Genomic DNA, 16,399 nt, shown 5'->3' with positions numbered 1-16,399 from the left:
GCGCGTTGGCGCTGGAGCGAGGGCCAGGCGCTCGGCTTCACATCGAAGATCCCGCCGAGCGCGCCGACACCGTCACGACCGTGCGGGCGACCGAAGGCACCGATCTCGCCGGCCTGCACAGTTACTGCAAGCAGAAATGCGGCGTGGTGCTCGGCGTCGGCATCGGCGATCTGCAGAGCAAGGCGTTCCGCATCGCCCATATGGGCCACGTCAACGCCCCGATGGTGCTGGGCACGCTCGGCGTCATCGAGATGGCGCTCAACGCGCTGAAGATCCCGCATAGTAAAAGCGGCGTCGATGCGGCGATCGGCTACCTGGCAGAAGCAGTCGCGGCCTGAGCCCCGGCGGCGCGCCGCATCCGGAGCAGCAGCACGATGCTGCCGATGAGCGACAGCGCGACCAGGCCGAGCGAGACCTGGAGCGCCAGCAGGGCCGAGCTTGCGCTCGCCACGGCGAAGTACACGGCGCCGACCGCCGCGACGCCGCTGGCACTCGCGATCTGGGTCGTCGTGCCGTACAGACCAGAACCGGAGCCGGCGCTGCCGGCGCGCACATGGGACAGCACCGCGCCCGATAGCGGCGCCATCACCAGTCCCTGGCCGTAGCCGAACACGATCATCACCGTCGCCAGCACCACCGGAGCCGGCGACGTGACGGCCACGACGGTCGAGGCCAACGCGGCCAGACCGATGATCTGCAGCACGCAGCCTTCGATCAGCACCAAGGTGCCGCGACGCCTGGCGCGCGCTCCGGAATGCCGCGAGGCGATGACGAAGGCGAGCGCCAGCGGCATGAACACCAGCCCGGCCCACAGCGGGGCGATCCGCAGCGTCGCTTGCATGTACAGCGTCGTCACCAGATAGAACGACAGGTTGGCGAAGAAGAAGCAGAACACCGCGCCGAGGCCGCGGACGAAAGCCGGATCGGCCAACAGGTCGAGGTCGATCAGCGGCATGCCGCCGCGCCGCGCGACGCCGCGCTCATAGCGCAGGAAAATCCAGACGATCAGCAAGCCGCCGGCCACGATAAGCCACAGCCACGACGCCCAATGCGTTTCGCGGCCGAACAGGACGGGGCCGATCAGGCAGAGCAGCCCGACAAACAGGATCACGGCGCCGGGCAGATCGAGCCGGGTGCCGGGCCGGCGCGGCGCCTGCGGCATCACATGCGCCGCTGCCGCGATGATCAACACACCGACCGGCAGGTTGACGAAGAAGATCGCCCGCCAGCCGAAGCCCGCCAGGTCCAGCGTTACCAGCAAGCCGCCGAGCGCGAAGCCGGCCGCACCGGCCAGCCCGAGCACGATGCCGTAGATCGCGAACGCCTTGGCGCGCGCGGCATCCGGAAACAGCACGTGGATCGTCGCCAGCACCTGCGGCACCATGAGGGCCGCGGTGACGCCCTGAGCCAGCCGCGCCAGGATCAGCTCGGTGCCGGACTGCGCCAATCCGCACCACAGCGACGTCAGCGTGAAGCCGGCGACGCCGATCAGGAATACCGTCTTGGTACCCAGGATGTCGCCGAGCCGACCGCCGGTGATGATCAGCGTCGCGTAGCCGATCAGATACACCGCAATCACCGCCTCAATTTGCGAGGACGATGCGGCAAGGTCTTTGGCGATGGTCGGGATCGCCACGTTGACGATGAAAGCATCGACCCCGAACATGAATTGTGCGGCGACGACGATGGCCAGCACCTGCCAGCGGCGGGACGGCTCGGCGATTGCGGCGACGCTCATGTCCATGGACGCTTCCTCGTAGGCTCGATTTTCGCCGAGCGTCGCAGCTCTCCGTCATGGAGTCGATTACCAAGCAGGTAAGCGTCCCTTTTTCGCCCTTACTCTCTCAACCCGTCATTGCGAGCGCAGCGGAGCAATCCAGCTCAGTGCACGGAGCTGGATTGCTTCGTCGCTGCGCTCCTCGCAATGACGGTGGCTGATGCAGAAAATGGAAAGGGCCCCGGAGAACCGGGGCCTTGCAGCCATTTATACATCCAAGCGCCTCATCGTCGGCGCATTGCCTCAGCCCCACGGCCCGCGACGCGAACCGCTGCTCGGAGGCCGGCCAGAACCGCGAGCGGCGCCGCTCCAGGGGGCTTGGCTGGCCGGCTGGGCATAGCCGGAAGGGGCAGCACGATATCCACTGCCACTGCCAAGCTCCGCAGCCAGCCGCTGCAGCGCGGCGATGCGGTTGTCGGTCGACGGATGGGTGGCGAACAGATTGTCCATGCCCTGGCCCGACAGCGGATTGATGATGAACATATGCGCGGTCGCAGGCGCACGTTCGGCCTCAACATTCGGCACCTGATGCGCCGCCGCCTCGATGCGGCCGAGCGCCGAGGCGAGCCACATCGGCTCGCCGCAGATCCGCGCGCCCATATCGTCGGCAGCGTATTCGCGGGTCCGGCTGATCGCCATCTGCACCAGCATGGCGCCGAGCGGCGCCAGGATCATCAGCGCCAGCGAGCCGATCAGGCCGGGGCCGTTGTTGTTCTCTCGATTGCCGCCGAAGAACATGCCGAACTGCGCCACCATCGAGATCGCACCGGCGATGGTCGCCGTGATGGTCATAAGCAGCGTGTCGTGATGCTTGATGTGCGCCAGCTCGTGCGCCACGACGCCGGCCAATTCCTCTCGGCTCAGCTGCTGCATCAGGCCGGTGGTGACGGCGACGGCGGCATTTTCCGGATTGCGGCCGGTGGCGAAGGCGTTGGGCTGCGGATTGTCCATGACATAGACCCGCGGCATCGGCAGCGAAGCGCGGCCGGCGAGCTCGGCCACCATCCGCACCAGATCCGGCGCGGTGCGCTCGTCGACCTCATGGGCGCCGTACATCGACAGCACCATCCGGTCGGAATTCCAATAGGTGAAGATGTTCATCGCCGCAGCGACGACGAGAGCTATCAACGCACCGTTGGCGCCGCCGATCAGAAAGCCAATGCCCATGAACAGGGCGGTCAGGCCGGCGAGCAACAGGGCGGTCTTGAAGTAACTCATGGTCCTCCTCCTGCACCACGCGAAACGCCATGGCGCAGACGAGACATGGGAAGTCCGTGTCCCGGAACAAGATCGCTCGATGCGGCGGCGCGTCGCGGCTTGCGGCAGCCGCAATTGCAAGTCAAACTGTCGCAGTGACCGAGCCTTCTGCCGCAATCCAAATGCCGAAAGACGCCGTGCGGAACTATCCGCCGGGCGTCACGATCCTGAAGCAAAGCTGCCGCGGGCCGAGCTGCGCGCCGGCTGTGCAGACCATGATGGATATCGCCCGCTGGCTGCTGCAGGAGGCCGCGGCCGAACCCGAACTGTTGCCGACGTTCGAAGCGCTGTTCTGGCGGATGAATGCTGCCGGTCTGCCGGTGCATCGGGCCACGCTGCACATCGGCACTCTGCATCCGCAACTGCTCGGCTTTGCCTGGAACTGGCGCGCTTCGGACGGGCTGTGCGACGAGGTGCAGGTCAAGCAGTCGACCGCCGACACCGATGCTTTCAAGCTGAACCCGCTGCGGCGTCTCTACGAGCAACGCGAGCCGATCCGCCGCAATCCTCAGACCGCGGAGGCGCAGGCCGAATTTCCGATCATGCGCGATCTGGCTGAAGGCGGTTACACCGAGTATCTGGCGCTGCCGTTGGGAGGTGAGGGTTTTCGCCATGCCATGACGTTGGCGACCGCGAACCCGTCAGGCTTCAGCGACGACCATCTCGAGCAGATCGAGCGTCTGCTCGGGCTGTTCACCTTGCATGTCGAGCGCCATATCGCGGCGCGGATCGCCACCAATGCGCTCGGCGCCTATCTGGGTCCGGCCGCCGCCGGCAAGGTTCTCAGCGGAGACATCAAGCGCGGTTCGGGTGAAGCGATCCGGGCGGTGATCTGGGTGTCGGATTTGCGCGGCTTCACCGATCTGTCCGACCGTCTCGACGCTCCCGACATGATCGCGCTGCTCAACGCGTATTTCGAGATCTTCGCCGGCAGCGTGCTGTCGCACGGCGGCGAAGTGCTGAAGTTCATCGGTGATGGCCTCTTGGCGGTGTTTCCGCTCGGTGAAGAGCCGCGCACCGCCGGCAACTCGGCGCTCGCCGCAGCCGAGGAGGCGCAGGCCGGGCTGGCTCGGCTGAGCGCCGAACCGTCGCCCGAACTCGCCAATGTGGCCGGCTGGCGGCCGCTGAAGGCTGGTATCGCGCTGCACGAGGGCGAGGTGTTCTTCGGCAATATCGGCGCGCCGGCGCGGCTGGATTTCACCGTGATCGGGCCTGCCGTCAACGAAGCCAGCCGGGTCGAAGCGCTGCAGAAGAGCATTGGGCGCAACATCCTGATCACCGCGGCAGCGGCCCGCCATATCGACGTACCACTCGAGTCCCTCGGCGACTACCCGTTGCGCGGCGTTGCAGCGCCGATGGCGATTCTCAGCCCGTTCGATCGGGCCACCAGCGCGCCAATGGCCGCAGCCTCATAGGGCAGCAATCCAGCGTTTTCGCCTTGCCAAGACGCGCAGACGCCACTTAGTTTCAATCACAAACAAGAGCCGGCGGACGGGTTGCCCGATCACGCCGCCAATCCGAAGCGGAGGAAAGCCATGTCGATCCAGGTCGCGGATTCGTCAGTCGTCGCTCGGCCCGTGCCGCCGAAGCGGAGTGCGCTTGCTCACATTCCCGGCGACGAAGGCTGGCCGATCATCGGCCGTACGCTCGACGTGCTGGCCGACCCCAAGGGGCAGATCGAGATGATGGCCCGCACCTACGGGCTGGTCTATCGCAGCCGCGTGCTCGGCGAGACCTCGATTACCATGCTGGGCCCCGACGCCAATGAGCTGGTGCTGTTCGACAACACCAAGCTGTTCTCCTCGACCCACGGCTGGAATCCGATCCTCGGGCTGCTGTTTCCGCGCGGATTGATGATGCTCGATTTCGACGAGCATCGCCTGCACCGCAAGGCGCTGTCGGTCGCCTTCAAGGCCGGGCCGATGCAGTCCTATTTGGCCGAACTCAATGCCGGCATCGCCCGGCGGATCGCGCAGTGGCGGGCGCAGCCCGGCGAGATGCTGTGCTATCCGGCGATGAAGCAGCTGACGCTCGACCTCGCCGCGACCTCTTTCCTCGGCACCGCCATCGGCGCCGAGACCGAAGAAGTCAACCGTGCCTTCATCGACATGGTGGCGGCTTCGGTGGCGCCGATCCGCAAGCCCTGGCCCGGCACCGCGATGGCGCGGGGCGTCCGCGGCCGCAAACGCATCGTCGCATACTTCGCCGAGCAGATTCCGCTGCGTCGCGCCAAAGGCGGCGACGATCTGTTCTCGCATCTGTGCCGGGCGACGCACGACGACGGTGCGTTGCTGTCCAACCAGGACATCATCGACCATATGAGCTTCCTGATGATGGCGGCGCACGACACGCTGACCTCGTCGCTGACGTCGTTCGTCGCCGCGCTGGCCGCATCTCCCGAGTGGCAGCAGAAGCTGCGCGCGGAGATCGCCGGCCTCGGGCTGAAGCCAGGCGAGCCGATCAGCTTCGAACAGCTCGACGCGCTGCCGCTGACCGAAATGGCCTTCAAGGAAGCCATGCGGCTGCGGCCGCCAGTGCCGTCGCTACCGCGCCGGGCGACGCGCGACTTCACCTTCCGCGGCTACACCATTCCGGCCGGCACCATGGTGGCGGTGAACCCGCTGTTCACCCACCACATGCCGGACATCTGGCCCGATCCCGACAAATACGACCCGATGCGCTTCAGTGAAGAAGCCTCCCGCGGCCGCCACCGCTTCGCCTGGATCCCCTATGGTGGCGGCGCTCATATGTGCCTCGGGCTCAACTTCGCCTACATGCAGGCGAAGTGCTTCGCCGTGCATCTCTTGCAGAACGTCAGTGTCAGCCTGCCGCCGAACTACCAGTCGAGCTGGCAGATGTGGCCGATACCGAAGCCGAAGGACGGGCTGCGGGTGAACGTGGCGGCGTTGCAGTAGTTGATGTTGCATACGGCGTCATCCTGAGGTGCCGGTTTGAGCGCGGCACGCGCTCGAACCGGCCTCGAAGGATGGGCTCCACGCCTGTGGCTGTCATCCTTCGAGGCTTGCTGCGCTCGCACCTCAGGATGACGGCCGCGATAATAACCGCAAGCAAAGCGCTGTTGCGCTGCTTGAACTACCCCTCGCTGTGATCGAACGCCTTGCGCAACGCGACGTAGCCCTGCTGCTGCTGGGTCCAGTTGCGGCCGCCGGTGATGCCGCCGTCGATGACGAGGTCGTGGCCGTTGATGAAGCTCGACTCGTCACTGGCGAGGAAAACCGCCGCATTGGCGATGTCGTCCGGAATGCCCGCGCGCTGGATCGGCTGTGCGGTCTTGTAGATCTCGCGCATCGTCGCGGCGGTCTTCTCTGCCGCGTCGGTGGTGAGGCCGAGCGCCTTGCCGAAGATGCCGGTGGCGATCGCGCCGGGCGAGATCGAATTGACCCTCACGCCGGATTCGCCGAGTTCCATCGCGACGCATTTGGTGAAGTGGATCACCGCCGCCTTGGCGGCACCATAGACCAGCGACGAGGAGAACCCGGCAAGCCGGCCGGCGATGCTGCCGTTGTTGATGATTGAACCGGAGCCCTGCTTCTTCATATGCGGCGCGGCGTGCTTCATGCCGAGCATGACGCTGCGTACCAGCGTCGCCATAGCGGCATCGAAGCGGTCGACCTCGAGCCCTTCGATGCCGCCGGTCTGGGCGGGACCGCCGGCGTTGTTGAACAGGCAGTCGATGCGGCCGAACGAATCCACCGCCTGGGCGATCAGCGCCCGCATCTGCTCTTCGTCGGTGACGTCGGTCTGACGAAACAGGCAGGACGGCCCGAGTTGTTCGGCCAGCGCCTCGCCTTCGCGTACCCGCCGGCCGGCGATGACGACCTTGGCGCCCTCTGCGACGAACACCTCGGCGCTGCGCAGACCGATTCCGCTGGTGGCCCCGGTGATCACCGCGACCTTGCCTTCGAGCCGTCCCATGTCGTTCTCCCTTGCTTCGGCGTGCTGATACCGCCCGCACTCTTTGGAATTGATATTCTGTTAATGACAAATCCCACCACCGCAATTCAAGTTGAATTGGAGCGGCCTCTTCGGCGGGTTTCCCACTTCACTTAACCAAGTATAGAGGGCGCAGCGCCATCCTGCCGAGCATGTCGGGCGCCCTTCAACCATACCCGTCGACGATGACGGAGCAAACCGCAGATGCGGGCGCCGTGAGGCCTGCGGCTGCCGCTTTTGCCGAACGAATCCTGCAGGAGCTGCCAGCAGCCGTCACTGTTCAGGACGAAAGCGGCCGACTCATTCTGGCCAATGACGCAGCCGCGCGACAATTCCGCGGCACCACCAACCGCCCGGACCACGACGTCGCCGCCATGCTGGACGGCGGACGGACAGTGACGCGCGAGGAACGCATCGACGACGGTGCCGCGGCGCGGGCGCTGCTCACCGTCCACAAGCCGGTCGAGTTCGGCGGTCGCAAATTGCTGTTGTCGAGCTCGCTCGACATCAGCGAGCAGAAGGCGATCGAGGACGATCTGTTTCGCCGCGCCTATTTCGACGAGCTCACCGGCCTGCCGAACCGCAGCGTGATCGAGCGTCAGACCGGAGCGCTGCTGCACGATACAATGCCGCACCGCTTCGCGCTGGCATTTCTCGACATCGACAACTTCAAGCACATCAACGACTACTACGGCCACGCCGTCGGCGATGCGCTCTTGGTCGGCTTCGCCAAGCGGCTGGCGCTGGAGCTCCGCGCGACCGACCTCGTGTCGCGCATCAGTGGCGACGAATTCCTGCTGCTCTTGAACCCGGTGCAGAGCGCCGCTGAAGTCGGCGAATTCATCGAGTTCCTGCTCGAGCGGCTCAAGGCGCCGTTCTACATCGACGGCTCCGAAGTCTTCGCTTCGGCCTCGATCGGCGTCAGTCTTCATCCCGACCATGGCCGCAGCTACGATACGCTGCGACAGAACGCCGACATCGCGATGTATCGGGTGAAGAGCGCCACCAAGGGCGCGCACGCGATCTTCGACGCGACGATGGAGCGCGAAGCGAATGAGCGGATGGCGATCGAGCAGTCGCTGCGCCAGGCAATCCTCGACAAGCGGTTCTGCTGCGCGTTCCAGCCCAAGGTCGACATCCGGACCCGCGAGGTCAAAGGCATCGAAGCTTTGGTGCGGCTGCGCGATGACAACGGCGTCATTCAGGCGCCGGGCACCTTCGTCGATCTCGCGGTCCAGCTCGGATTGATCGACGAACTTACGCATCTGGTCCTGGACGAGATCGTGCGATCGATCGACTTGATCGACGTTACGTTCGGCGCGCACGCCAGCATCAGCATCAATGTCGCCGCCAAGCAGGCTGGCAACCACGAGTTCATGCGCGCGTTCTCGAAGGCGCTCGCGGCCACTGAATGCCCGACGCGGTTCATCGTCGAAGTCACCGAGGATGCGTTCGTCGCCAAGACTCACTTTCAGACCGAGATCCTGCCGATGCTGCGCGCGATCGGAGTTCGCATTTCGATCGATGACTTCGGCATCGGCTATTCGTCGCTGTCGGCGCTCGCCGATATCACCGCCGACGAGATCAAGATCGACCGGTCCTTCATTACGGACATCCACAAGCGGCCGCGCAGCCAAGGCATCCTCAAGGCGATCGAGTCGCTGAGCGAAGCGCTCGGCATGACCGTGATCGCTGAAGGCATCGAGACCTTCGAGGAGCTCGCCTATCTGCAGACGATGACCCGCATCCGCTACGCGCAAGGCTATTACTTCTCCAAGCCGATATTCCTCGAGGAGCTGAAATCCTCGACACCCGCCTTCATCGGCGGTCGCTCCACGGAGTCCGGTCGCCACCTCGAGCCAGCGCGGACGTCATCGATGCGTAGTACGATCAGCCGCCGCTGACGAGGCTCCGTATGATCCACAAGGGCGAGCGGCGCAATTAGCTCAAGATACTGATATCATGACCGAAATTCGGCCGCACGACGGTCGGATCGAGCACCATATTGCTTGATCTGGCGCAATGTAGCACTGCGATTCATCAGCGATGGTCCGGCACTTTCAGATTTCTGGAGGGCGACCATGCCTGCCCATTCCCGTCCCTACCCCATCGTCGACCGACTGATCGAGACGTTCGCCGACTGGCTCAAGCACCGCCGCGAAATCGTCGAGATGTGCCAGTTCGACGCCGCCGAGTTCGGCCGCATCGCACATGATCTCGGCGTCACGACGACCGATCTCGACGAACTTGTTCGCCAGGGCCCGCATCACGCCGACGAGCTGCGCGAACTGCTCAAGGTTCTCCGCATCGACGAAGCCGCCATCGCTCGCGCGCAGCCTCTGGTCATGCGCGACCTCGAGCGCGTCTGCGCGCTGTGCCGCCACAAGGCGGAGTGCGACCACGACATCGCCGACGGCTCGCTGGCCGATCACTACAAGGCGTACTGCGCCAACAAGGTGACGCTGGACGCTCTCGAGCCCGACTTCCACGTCGAGCCCGCGCCTGCGCGGCATTGATCGCAACGATGACACGGCGGCGACTTCGCACGGCGTTTTCGGTCGTCGCGGCGTCGCTGCTGATCCTGGCGCATCGCCCGGCCGCCGCTTCGACGCTGCCGGACGATGCCGGTGCTGGACGCAAGCTGGCAGCGGCGTGGTGCGCCGAATGCCATGCCGTCGCGCCGGGCCAGACCAGCGGCAAGGGCCCCGACTTCGTCCAGATCGCCAACCTGCCGTCGACGACGGCGTTGTCGCTGAACGTCTTCCTGCGCTCCAATCACACCGCCATGCCGAACCTGATCATCGCGCCGGGCGACGCGGCCGAGATCGTCCAATACATCCTCAGCCTCAAGCGCAACTGATCGATCGCATCCCATGCAAGCCGCGCGGGTGACCGACAGCTTTGCCGCCCGCATCCCGAAGGCCGCGCCATGGATTTCGATTTCAGCCCGAAGGTCGAGCGGCTGCGGGCGCAACTCTCGGACTTCATGCGCTTCCATGTCGAGCCGGCCAACACTGCCTGGCACCGTGAGGTCGCAGCGGGGCGCTATCCGCTCGAGCTGATCGAGCGGCTGAAGTCGCGGGCGTTCTCCGAGGACCTCTGGAACCTGTTTCTGCCTGGTCTCGGCGACGATGACCCCGGTCAGCGACTGTCCAATCTGGAATACGCGCCGCTGGCCGAGATCATGGGCCGGGTGCATTGGGCGTCGGAAGTCTTCAACTGCAACGCGCCCGACACCGGCAACATGGAGCTGCTGCACCTCGCCGCCACGCCGGCGCAGCGGGCGCAATGGCTGGAGCCGCTGCTCATCGGCGAAATCCGCTCCTGTTTCGCGATGAGCGAGCCGGACGCGGCCTCGTCGGACGCCCGCAATATCCGCACCACGCTCCGGCGCGACGGCGACGACTACGTGATCAACGGCCGCAAATGGTTCATCACCGGCCCGGCGCATCCCAACTGCAAACTAGCCATCGTCATGGGCGTGACCGGCCTCGATCGGCCGGCGCAGTCGCACGAGCGGCATTCGATGCTGCTGGTGCCGATGGATACGCCGGGATTGTCGATCGTCCGCAACATTCCGGTGATGCACTATCATTCGCCCGAGGGTCATTGCGAACTGCTGTTTCCCGACGTGCGCGTGCCGGTAAGCAATCTGCTCGGCCAGGAAGGCCAAGGGTTCAAGCTGGCGCAGGACCGGCTGGGGCCTGGCCGCGTGCATCACTGCATGCGCACGATCGGGCAATGCGAGGTCGCGCTCGAACTGATGACCGAGCGCGCGCTGGAGCGCGAGGCGTTCGGCCGGCATCTCGCCGACTTCGCCAACATCCAGGACTGGATCGCGGAATCGCGGCTGGAGATCGATCAGGCGCGGCTCTTGGTGATGCGGGCGGCGCACCGCATGGACCGCGAAGGCAATGCGGCGGCTCGGATCGATGTCTCTGCCATCAAGCTGGTGGCGGCGCGGCTGCAGACCCGGATCGTCGACCGCGCCATGCAGGTGTTCGGCGCCATGGGACTGACGCCGGATACGCCGCTGTCGTATCTATGGACCTGGGGACGGGCGATGCGGTTTCTCGACGGACCCGATGAAGTGCATCTGCGCGTGGTGGCGCGGGCGGAGCTCGCCAAAGCGAAGGCCGAAGCCGGCCGCAATGCCTATCAGTTCGTACCGCCGACGCAGTTGCTCGGCGAGTGAACTCAACTCCGCTTCGGCTGTTCGACGACCGTGACGATCCAGCGCGGGCGCTCGCCGGTCTTGTCTTCCTTCACGGCACGGACGATGCCGGTGACAGACGATCCGCCGACTTTGAGCGTCGCCGCTCGTCCACTGAATTGGGCAATCCGCGACCGGCGAGCTTCTTTCAGGTCGGTGGTTTCGAGCGTCTGCAGCTGCATGTCGGTGTTCTCCCGTCTGGGCGAATATTCGCCGACGGTGTTACCCACTGATTAAATCAGCGGCTGGTATGAATACCGAGCCCTGGGTGTCACCGACTACCATCGCGGCTGCGCGATCCGCGTCGGCGGAAGACTTTCGCCCAATGGCGACTGTCAGCATTCGCCTGACTGGCAGGCATTTTTCATTTGCCGTATCTCAACGAGGCTGGGGCCGGACTGTGCCAGTTTGCACCATACGACCCCATCGCGAGCGCGGAGCAACGCCGCGGTATTGTCGCTGCATTGCCGCGAACGCGTCCGGGGCACCAATTGATTCCACCGCGCCGCGCGCGTGGATAAACCTGAAGGCACCCGCTTGCCGGGTGAGATAGGCACATCATGCAGTATTGGCTCGCCGCATTCGCAATCGCTCTGGTGATCGTCATCGGCTACGCCGCCGGGCCGCCCGGCGCGGTCGTTGCGCTTTTGGTGTTCGTGGTCGCGCTGTATCTGCTGTGGGCGCGCGAACTCGGCTTCAAGGGCGCCTGGCAGCGGTTCGGGGTGCAGAACCTCAATCCACCGCTGTGGAAGCAGGAGAATATCGAGCGCTTCAAGGGTCTGTTCACCGAAGAGACCAAGCTGGTGAAGGCGTGCACCGTCTCGGTGGCGCTGGTCGCCGTCTCGCAGATGCTGCCACGCAATCTGGTGGTGCTGGTCTTCCTGGCCGTCGTGGTGTGGGGCGTGTTCGAAGTCTACCGCGCCAACAGTGCCAGCGCCGGCTCGCCCCGGAGCGGCACTCCGGTGCACTGAGCTTCAGCTCGCGATCTTCCTTGCAGGATCGGAGCTTCGTTTTTCTGCCGCGGCGTGTACCGCTTCGGCGTGGGTGGCAAAGGGCCGGCGGGCATCACCACCGGCTTTTTGTTTGGGCCTGAACTGGAGCGAACGACAGCGCCGGCCGAAGAAACCCGTCATTAACCGAAATCCGGCGCGCCCTTTGTGCCTCACAGGTTGCGGCCCCGGGTTTAGGCTTTGCTTACCCTGCTTGCTAACCGGGTCGCCACGGTCCGCTAGTAATATTGCGGGATGCAACCTAGCGCGCCAGCAGACACGGCCTTTGAATCCGCGCCCGAGCCGGACGCGCGATTCAATTTGTCGCAAGTACTGCGACACCGCCCCATCACCTGGTTGCTGGTCTCCGGCGTCCTGCTGATTGCTGCGATCGCGATCGTGGCGGCGATCATGATCGGCACCTTCCGCGAAAACGCGCTGCGCAACAGCGAACGCGAACTGTCCAATACGGCGCTGCTGCTGTCGCATCATTACGATCGTGAACTCCAGGATTTTCTCGCCGTCCAAAGCGACGTGGTGCGCATGGTCAGGCAGGAGAATTTCAGTTCGCCCGATACGTTCAGCGGCCAGATGTCGACGCTCGCCACGCACGAACTGCTGCGCGCCAAGGCAGTCGACGCGACCGACATCACGTCGATCAAGATCTTCAACGACAGCGGCGTCCTGATCAACGCCTCGGATACCTGGCCGGTGCCGGACCTCTCGATCGCCGGCCGGCACTATTTCACAGCCCACAAGACGAACGCCGCACCGCGCATCACCGTCGAGGTCGTGCCGGACGCATTGGCCGGGGGCTGGTCGATCGTCATGGCGCAGCGGCTCACCAACGCGGACGGCGTCTTCCTCGGCGTCGTTACCCGCGCCCTGACGCCATCATATTTCGACCGATTCCTCGCGTCGGTGTCGCTGGGGGGCGAGTCGGCAATCTCGCTGCATCATCGCGACGGCGTGCTGCTGACCCGGCATCCGCACATGGATGGCAAGATCGGCCGAAATTTCCGCAAAGGGCTGGCGCTGCAGAAGGGCGTCTTCGATACCAACACCACCGTCCGGCTGACCAGCCCGATGGACGGCCGCGATCGGCTGGTGTCGTCGCACGCGTTGTCCGCGCTGCCGTTGGTGGTGGTAACCGCCACGACGGTCGACCAGGCATTGGCCGAGTGGCGCAAGCAGACCAAGCTGCTGAGCGCCGCCGCCGGCATATCGGCCGTCATCGTAGCCGTCATTCTGCTGCTCATCACCCGGCAGCTCGGCAAGCACTATCAGGCGACGCAGCGCCAATTGCAGCTCGACGCCCAGCGACTGCACACCGCCATCAACAACATGTCGCAGGGCCTGCTGTTGTTCGATGCCGAGCGCCGGCTGGTGATCTGCAATCAGAGCTACATGCGGATGTATGGGCTGTCGAGCGACGTCGTGAAGCCCGGCTGCAATTTCCGCGACATCATCGTCTATCGACACCAGACCGGATCGTTCGTCGGCGACGTCGACCGCTACTGCTCCGAAGTGCTCGACGCAGTGACCATCCGGAACACATCGGTGGCGCATAGTTCGCACGACCGTTCGATTCAGATCACCAGCGTTCCGGTGCCGGGCGGCGGCTGGGTCGCCACCCACGAGGACATCACCGAGCGCATGCGCTACGACGAGAGGATCGCCTATCTGGCGCATTACGACAGCCTGACGGATCTGCCGAACCGTACCTTGTTCCGCGAGCGGCTGGAGAAGGAGCTGCAGAGTACGAAGGACGGCGCACAGTTCGCGCTGCTGTATATCGACATCGACGAGTTCAAGAGCATCAACGACACGCTCGGCCACCCGATCGGCGACGAGTTGCTGAAGCAGATTGCGCTGCGCCTGCGCGGCTGTGTCGGCGAGAACGGCTTCGTCGCCCGGCTCGGCGGCGACGAATTCGCGGTGATCAAACCCGGCGTCGAAGACGAAATCGTTGCGGAACGGCTGGTGAACAAGATCCACGCCGCCATTCGCGCGCCGCTGCAATGCCTCGATCATCATCTGTCGACCGACGCTTCGATCGGCATCGCGCTGGCACCGCGCGACGGCGACGAATTCGACCAGCTCGTCAAGAACGCCGACCTGGCGATGTACAGCGCCAAGGCCGATGGCCGTCGCACCTTCCGCTTCTTCGAGCCGGAAATGGGCGCCATCGCCACGGCGCGGCGCCAGCTCGAATTCGATCTGCGCGGCGCGATCGCCGATGGCGGCTTCGAAATCCATTATCAGCCGCTGGTAGACCTGCGCAGCGGCGAGATCGCCGGCTGCGAGGCTCTGCTGCGCTGGCGCCATCCGACCCGCGGCATGATCTCGCCGGCCGAGTTCATTCCGATCGCCGAAGACACCGGCCTGATCAATCAGATCGGCGGATGGACGCTGGCGGCCGCTTGCGCCGAGGCGGCGCGCTGGCCGTCGCACATCACGCTCGCGGTCAACATCTCGCCCGTCCAGTTCCGCGAGCCGTCGCTGGCGCTCACCGTGGCGACGGTGCTGGCCTCGACCGGACTACCCGCAAGCCGGCTGGAGCTCGAAGTCACCGAGGCGGTGCTGATCGACGACGACGATGCAGCACTCGGCACGCTCGAGCAACTGCGCACGCTCGGCGTGCGGATCTCGCTCGACGATTTCGGCACCGGCTATTCGTCGCTGAGCTATCTGCAGCGTTTCCCGTTCGACAAGATCAAGATCGATCGCAGTTTCGTCGACAACATCGACACCGCGGAAGGTTCGCAGGTGATCGTCCAGGCGGTCGTCAACATCGCCGCGTCGCGCCATATGACGACGACAGCCGAGGGCGTCGAGACCGCGGCACAGCGCGAGATCTTGAAGACGCTGGGTTGCACCCAGATGCAGGGCTTCCTGTTCAGCCCGGCCGTGCCGGCCGCGGCGTTCCGCGATTTGCTCGGTCCGCAGGCCGAGACGCAGGCCGCTTAAACCATCGCCGCAGGCAGCGACGACCAGCCGATCAGTCGCCGCCTGTTCCCGGCGGCGATGACAATCGCGTATTTGCCGGCCCCTGGGCGTTGAATTCGGCGCCCCACAATCGTATTCGTCAGCGATGCAAACCTCCCTCGCCGCAACACCGCTGATGGAATGGCCGCGCCCTGTCGCGACTAAACGGCCGGCCGCGCCGCTCCTGCCGATGAGCCGCGCCGAGATGGACAAACTCGGCTGGGACGCCTGCGATATCGTGCTGGTGACCGGCGACGCCTATGTGGACCATCCGAGCTTCGGCATGGCGATCATCGGCCGGCTACTCGAGTCGCAGGGTTTCCGCGTCGGCATCATCTCGCAGCCGGATTGGCAGAGCGCCGAGCCGTTCCGCGCGCTCGGCAAGCCGCGCGTGTTCTTCGGCGTCACTGGCGGCAACATGGACTCGATGGTCAACCGCTACACGGCGGACCGCAGACTGCGCCACGACGATGCCTACACGCCGAACGGCGAAGGCGGCAAGCGGCCGGACCGCTGCACGCTGGTCTACGCGCAACGCTGCCGCGAGGCCTTCAAGGACGTGCCGGTCATCCTCGGCGGCATCGAGGCGTCGCTGCGCCGGATCGCGCATTACGATTACTGGTCCGACAAGGTGCGCCGCTCGGTGCTGGCCGACGCCAAGGCCGATCTGTTACTTTACGGCAATGCCGAGCGCGCCGTGGTCGAAGTGGCGCACCGGATTGCGGCCGGCGAAGCGCCGCGCGAGCTCGACGATATCCGCGGCGTCGCGCTGTTCCGCCGCGTGCCCGAGAACTACACGGAACTCCCCGCCGACGATCTCGACGCCGCCGACGAAGGCGCCAGGCAGGTGCGCGGCGACGTGGTGATCCGGCTGCCGAGCTGCGAGCAGGTCGAGCAGGACAAGGAAGCCTATGCGCGCGCCTCGCGCGTGCTGCACAGGGAGAGCAATCCCGGCAACGCGCGCCCCCTGGTGCAGCGCCACGGCGACCGCGATCTGTGGCTCAATCCGCCGCCGATCCCGCTCACCACCGCCGAGATGGATTCGGTCTACGACCTGCCCTACGCCCGCGCGCCGCACCCGTCTTATGGCAACGCCAAGATCCCGGCGTGGGATATGATCAAGACCTCGGTGACGATCATGCGCGGCTGCTTCGGCGGCTGCACCTTCTGCTCGATCACCGAGCACGAGGGCCGCATCATCCAGAGCCGCTCCGAAGGCTC

The 16,399-nt window shown here is 65.2% G+C and carries 13 protein-coding genes and 1 pseudogene; 10 read left to right on the top strand and 4 right to left on the bottom strand.

Going from position 1 to position 16,399, the window contains the following annotated elements; genetic code table 11:
• A pseudogene (locus I5M_RS08285) lies at positions 1-338 on the top strand (aminotransferase); the annotation flags it as partial.
• Here I5M_RS08285 and I5M_RS08280 read toward each other — a convergent pair.
• Positions 311-1,744 carry an MFS transporter gene (locus I5M_RS08280; RefSeq protein ID WP_022720972.1) on the bottom strand — a complete coding sequence of 478 codons (1,434 nt, stop codon included), beginning with the start codon at positions 1,742-1,744 and terminating at the stop codon, positions 311-313. The pseudogene I5M_RS08285 and the gene I5M_RS08280 sit on opposite strands and share 28 nt — an antisense overlap.
• Positions 1,745-2,020: 276 nt before the next feature.
• Positions 2,021-2,995 carry a zinc metalloprotease HtpX gene (gene htpX / locus I5M_RS08275; RefSeq protein WP_022720971.1) on the bottom strand — a complete coding sequence of 325 codons (975 nt, stop codon included), beginning with the start codon at positions 2,993-2,995 and terminating at the stop codon, positions 2,021-2,023.
• 161 nt (positions 2,996-3,156) lie between these two features.
• Between htpX and I5M_RS08270 the strand changes: the two genes are divergently transcribed.
• Positions 3,157-4,449 carry an adenylate/guanylate cyclase domain-containing protein gene (locus tag I5M_RS08270; protein WP_244431955.1) on the top strand — a complete coding sequence of 431 codons (1,293 nt, stop codon included), beginning with the start codon at positions 3,157-3,159 and terminating at the stop codon, positions 4,447-4,449.
• 120 nt (positions 4,450-4,569) lie between these two features.
• Positions 4,570-5,949 (top strand): cytochrome P450, encoded by a 1,380-nt coding sequence (locus I5M_RS08265; protein ID WP_031335883.1) that lies wholly within the window; start codon positions 4,570-4,572, stop codon positions 5,947-5,949.
• Between the two features lie 178 nt (positions 5,950-6,127).
• On the opposite strand, the gene I5M_RS08260 is transcribed toward I5M_RS08265, so the two are convergent.
• Positions 6,128-6,970, bottom strand: a complete 843-nt coding sequence (locus I5M_RS08260) for an SDR family NAD(P)-dependent oxidoreductase (protein ID WP_022720968.1) — start codon at positions 6,968-6,970, stop codon at positions 6,128-6,130.
• A 203-nt stretch (positions 6,971-7,173) separates the two neighbouring features.
• On the opposite strand from I5M_RS08260, the gene I5M_RS08255 reads away from it, so the two are divergent.
• The 4 genes from I5M_RS08255 (at position 7,174) to I5M_RS08240 (ending at position 11,183) form a co-directional block, all read left to right on the top strand.
• The gene (locus I5M_RS08255; protein WP_022720967.1) at positions 7,174-8,892 is read left to right on the top strand and encodes a bifunctional diguanylate cyclase/phosphodiesterase; all 1,719 of its coding nucleotides are present in this window, start codon (positions 7,174-7,176) and stop codon (positions 8,890-8,892) included.
• A gap of 177 nt (positions 8,893-9,069) precedes the next feature.
• Positions 9,070-9,504, top strand: a complete 435-nt coding sequence (locus tag I5M_RS08250) for a hypothetical protein (RefSeq protein WP_022720966.1) — start codon at positions 9,070-9,072, stop codon at positions 9,502-9,504.
• Positions 9,505-9,512: 8 nt separating this feature from the next.
• Positions 9,513-9,848 carry a cytochrome c552 gene (locus I5M_RS08245; protein WP_022720965.1) on the top strand — a complete coding sequence of 112 codons (336 nt, stop codon included), beginning with the start codon at positions 9,513-9,515 and terminating at the stop codon, positions 9,846-9,848.
• A 69-nt stretch (positions 9,849-9,917) separates the two neighbouring features.
• Positions 9,918-11,183, top strand: a complete 1,266-nt coding sequence (locus tag I5M_RS08240; protein ID WP_022720964.1) for an acyl-CoA dehydrogenase family protein — start codon at positions 9,918-9,920, stop codon at positions 11,181-11,183.
• Positions 11,184-11,185: 2 nt separating this feature from the next.
• Here I5M_RS08240 and I5M_RS08235 read toward each other — a convergent pair whose 3' ends face one another.
• Positions 11,186-11,383: a hypothetical protein gene (locus I5M_RS08235; RefSeq protein WP_022720963.1), complete on the bottom strand. Its 198-nt coding sequence runs from the start codon at positions 11,381-11,383 to the stop codon at positions 11,186-11,188.
• A 378-nt stretch (positions 11,384-11,761) separates the two neighbouring features.
• On the opposite strand from I5M_RS08235, the gene I5M_RS08230 reads away from it, so the two are divergent.
• The 3 genes from I5M_RS08230 to I5M_RS08220 all read left to right on the top strand — a co-directional run.
• The gene (locus I5M_RS08230) at positions 11,762-12,172 is read left to right on the top strand and encodes a hypothetical protein (RefSeq protein WP_022720962.1); all 411 of its coding nucleotides are present in this window, start codon (positions 11,762-11,764) and stop codon (positions 12,170-12,172) included.
• A gap of 339 nt (positions 12,173-12,511) precedes the next feature.
• A complete protein-coding gene (locus I5M_RS08225) occupies positions 12,512-15,160 on the top strand; it encodes an EAL domain-containing protein (protein WP_307705286.1) in 2,649 nt (882 codons plus the stop codon).
• Between the two features lie 124 nt (positions 15,161-15,284).
• Positions 15,285-16,399: YgiQ family radical SAM protein (locus I5M_RS08220; RefSeq protein WP_031335876.1), on the top strand; the 1,115-nt coding region annotated here is incomplete at its 3' end.

This window comes from Rhodopseudomonas sp. B29 (genome assembly GCF_000333455.1).
Classification (GTDB): domain Bacteria; phylum Pseudomonadota; class Alphaproteobacteria; order Rhizobiales; family Xanthobacteraceae; genus Rhodopseudomonas.
The sequence above is the reverse complement of the archived record's forward strand: the minus strand, read 5'-3'. Positions and strand labels throughout refer to the sequence as shown.

Coding starts and splice junctions, on each gene's coding strand:
- I5M_RS08270 (WP_244431955.1), top strand. CDS start 3,157: ATGCCGAAAGACGCCGTGCGGAACTATCCGCCGGGCGTCACGATCCTG.
- I5M_RS08230 (WP_022720962.1), top strand. CDS start 11,762: ATGCAGTATTGGCTCGCCGCATTCGCAATCGCTCTGGTGATCGTCATC.
- htpX (WP_022720971.1), bottom strand. CDS start 2,995: ATGAGTTACTTCAAGACCGCCCTGTTGCTCGCCGGCCTGACCGCCCTG.
- I5M_RS08235 (WP_022720963.1), bottom strand. CDS start 11,383: ATGCAGCTGCAGACGCTCGAAACCACCGACCTGAAAGAAGCTCGCCGG.
- I5M_RS08245 (WP_022720965.1), top strand. CDS start 9,513: ATGACACGGCGGCGACTTCGCACGGCGTTTTCGGTCGTCGCGGCGTCG.
- I5M_RS08280 (WP_022720972.1), bottom strand. CDS start 1,744: ATGGACATGAGCGTCGCCGCAATCGCCGAGCCGTCCCGCCGCTGGCAG.
- I5M_RS08240 (WP_022720964.1), top strand. CDS start 9,918: ATGGATTTCGATTTCAGCCCGAAGGTCGAGCGGCTGCGGGCGCAACTC.
- I5M_RS08265 (WP_031335883.1), top strand. CDS start 4,570: ATGTCGATCCAGGTCGCGGATTCGTCAGTCGTCGCTCGGCCCGTGCCG.
- I5M_RS08250 (WP_022720966.1), top strand. CDS start 9,070: ATGCCTGCCCATTCCCGTCCCTACCCCATCGTCGACCGACTGATCGAG.
- I5M_RS08260 (WP_022720968.1), bottom strand. CDS start 6,970: ATGGGACGGCTCGAAGGCAAGGTCGCGGTGATCACCGGGGCCACCAGC.
- I5M_RS08255 (WP_022720967.1), top strand. CDS start 7,174: ATGACGGAGCAAACCGCAGATGCGGGCGCCGTGAGGCCTGCGGCTGCC.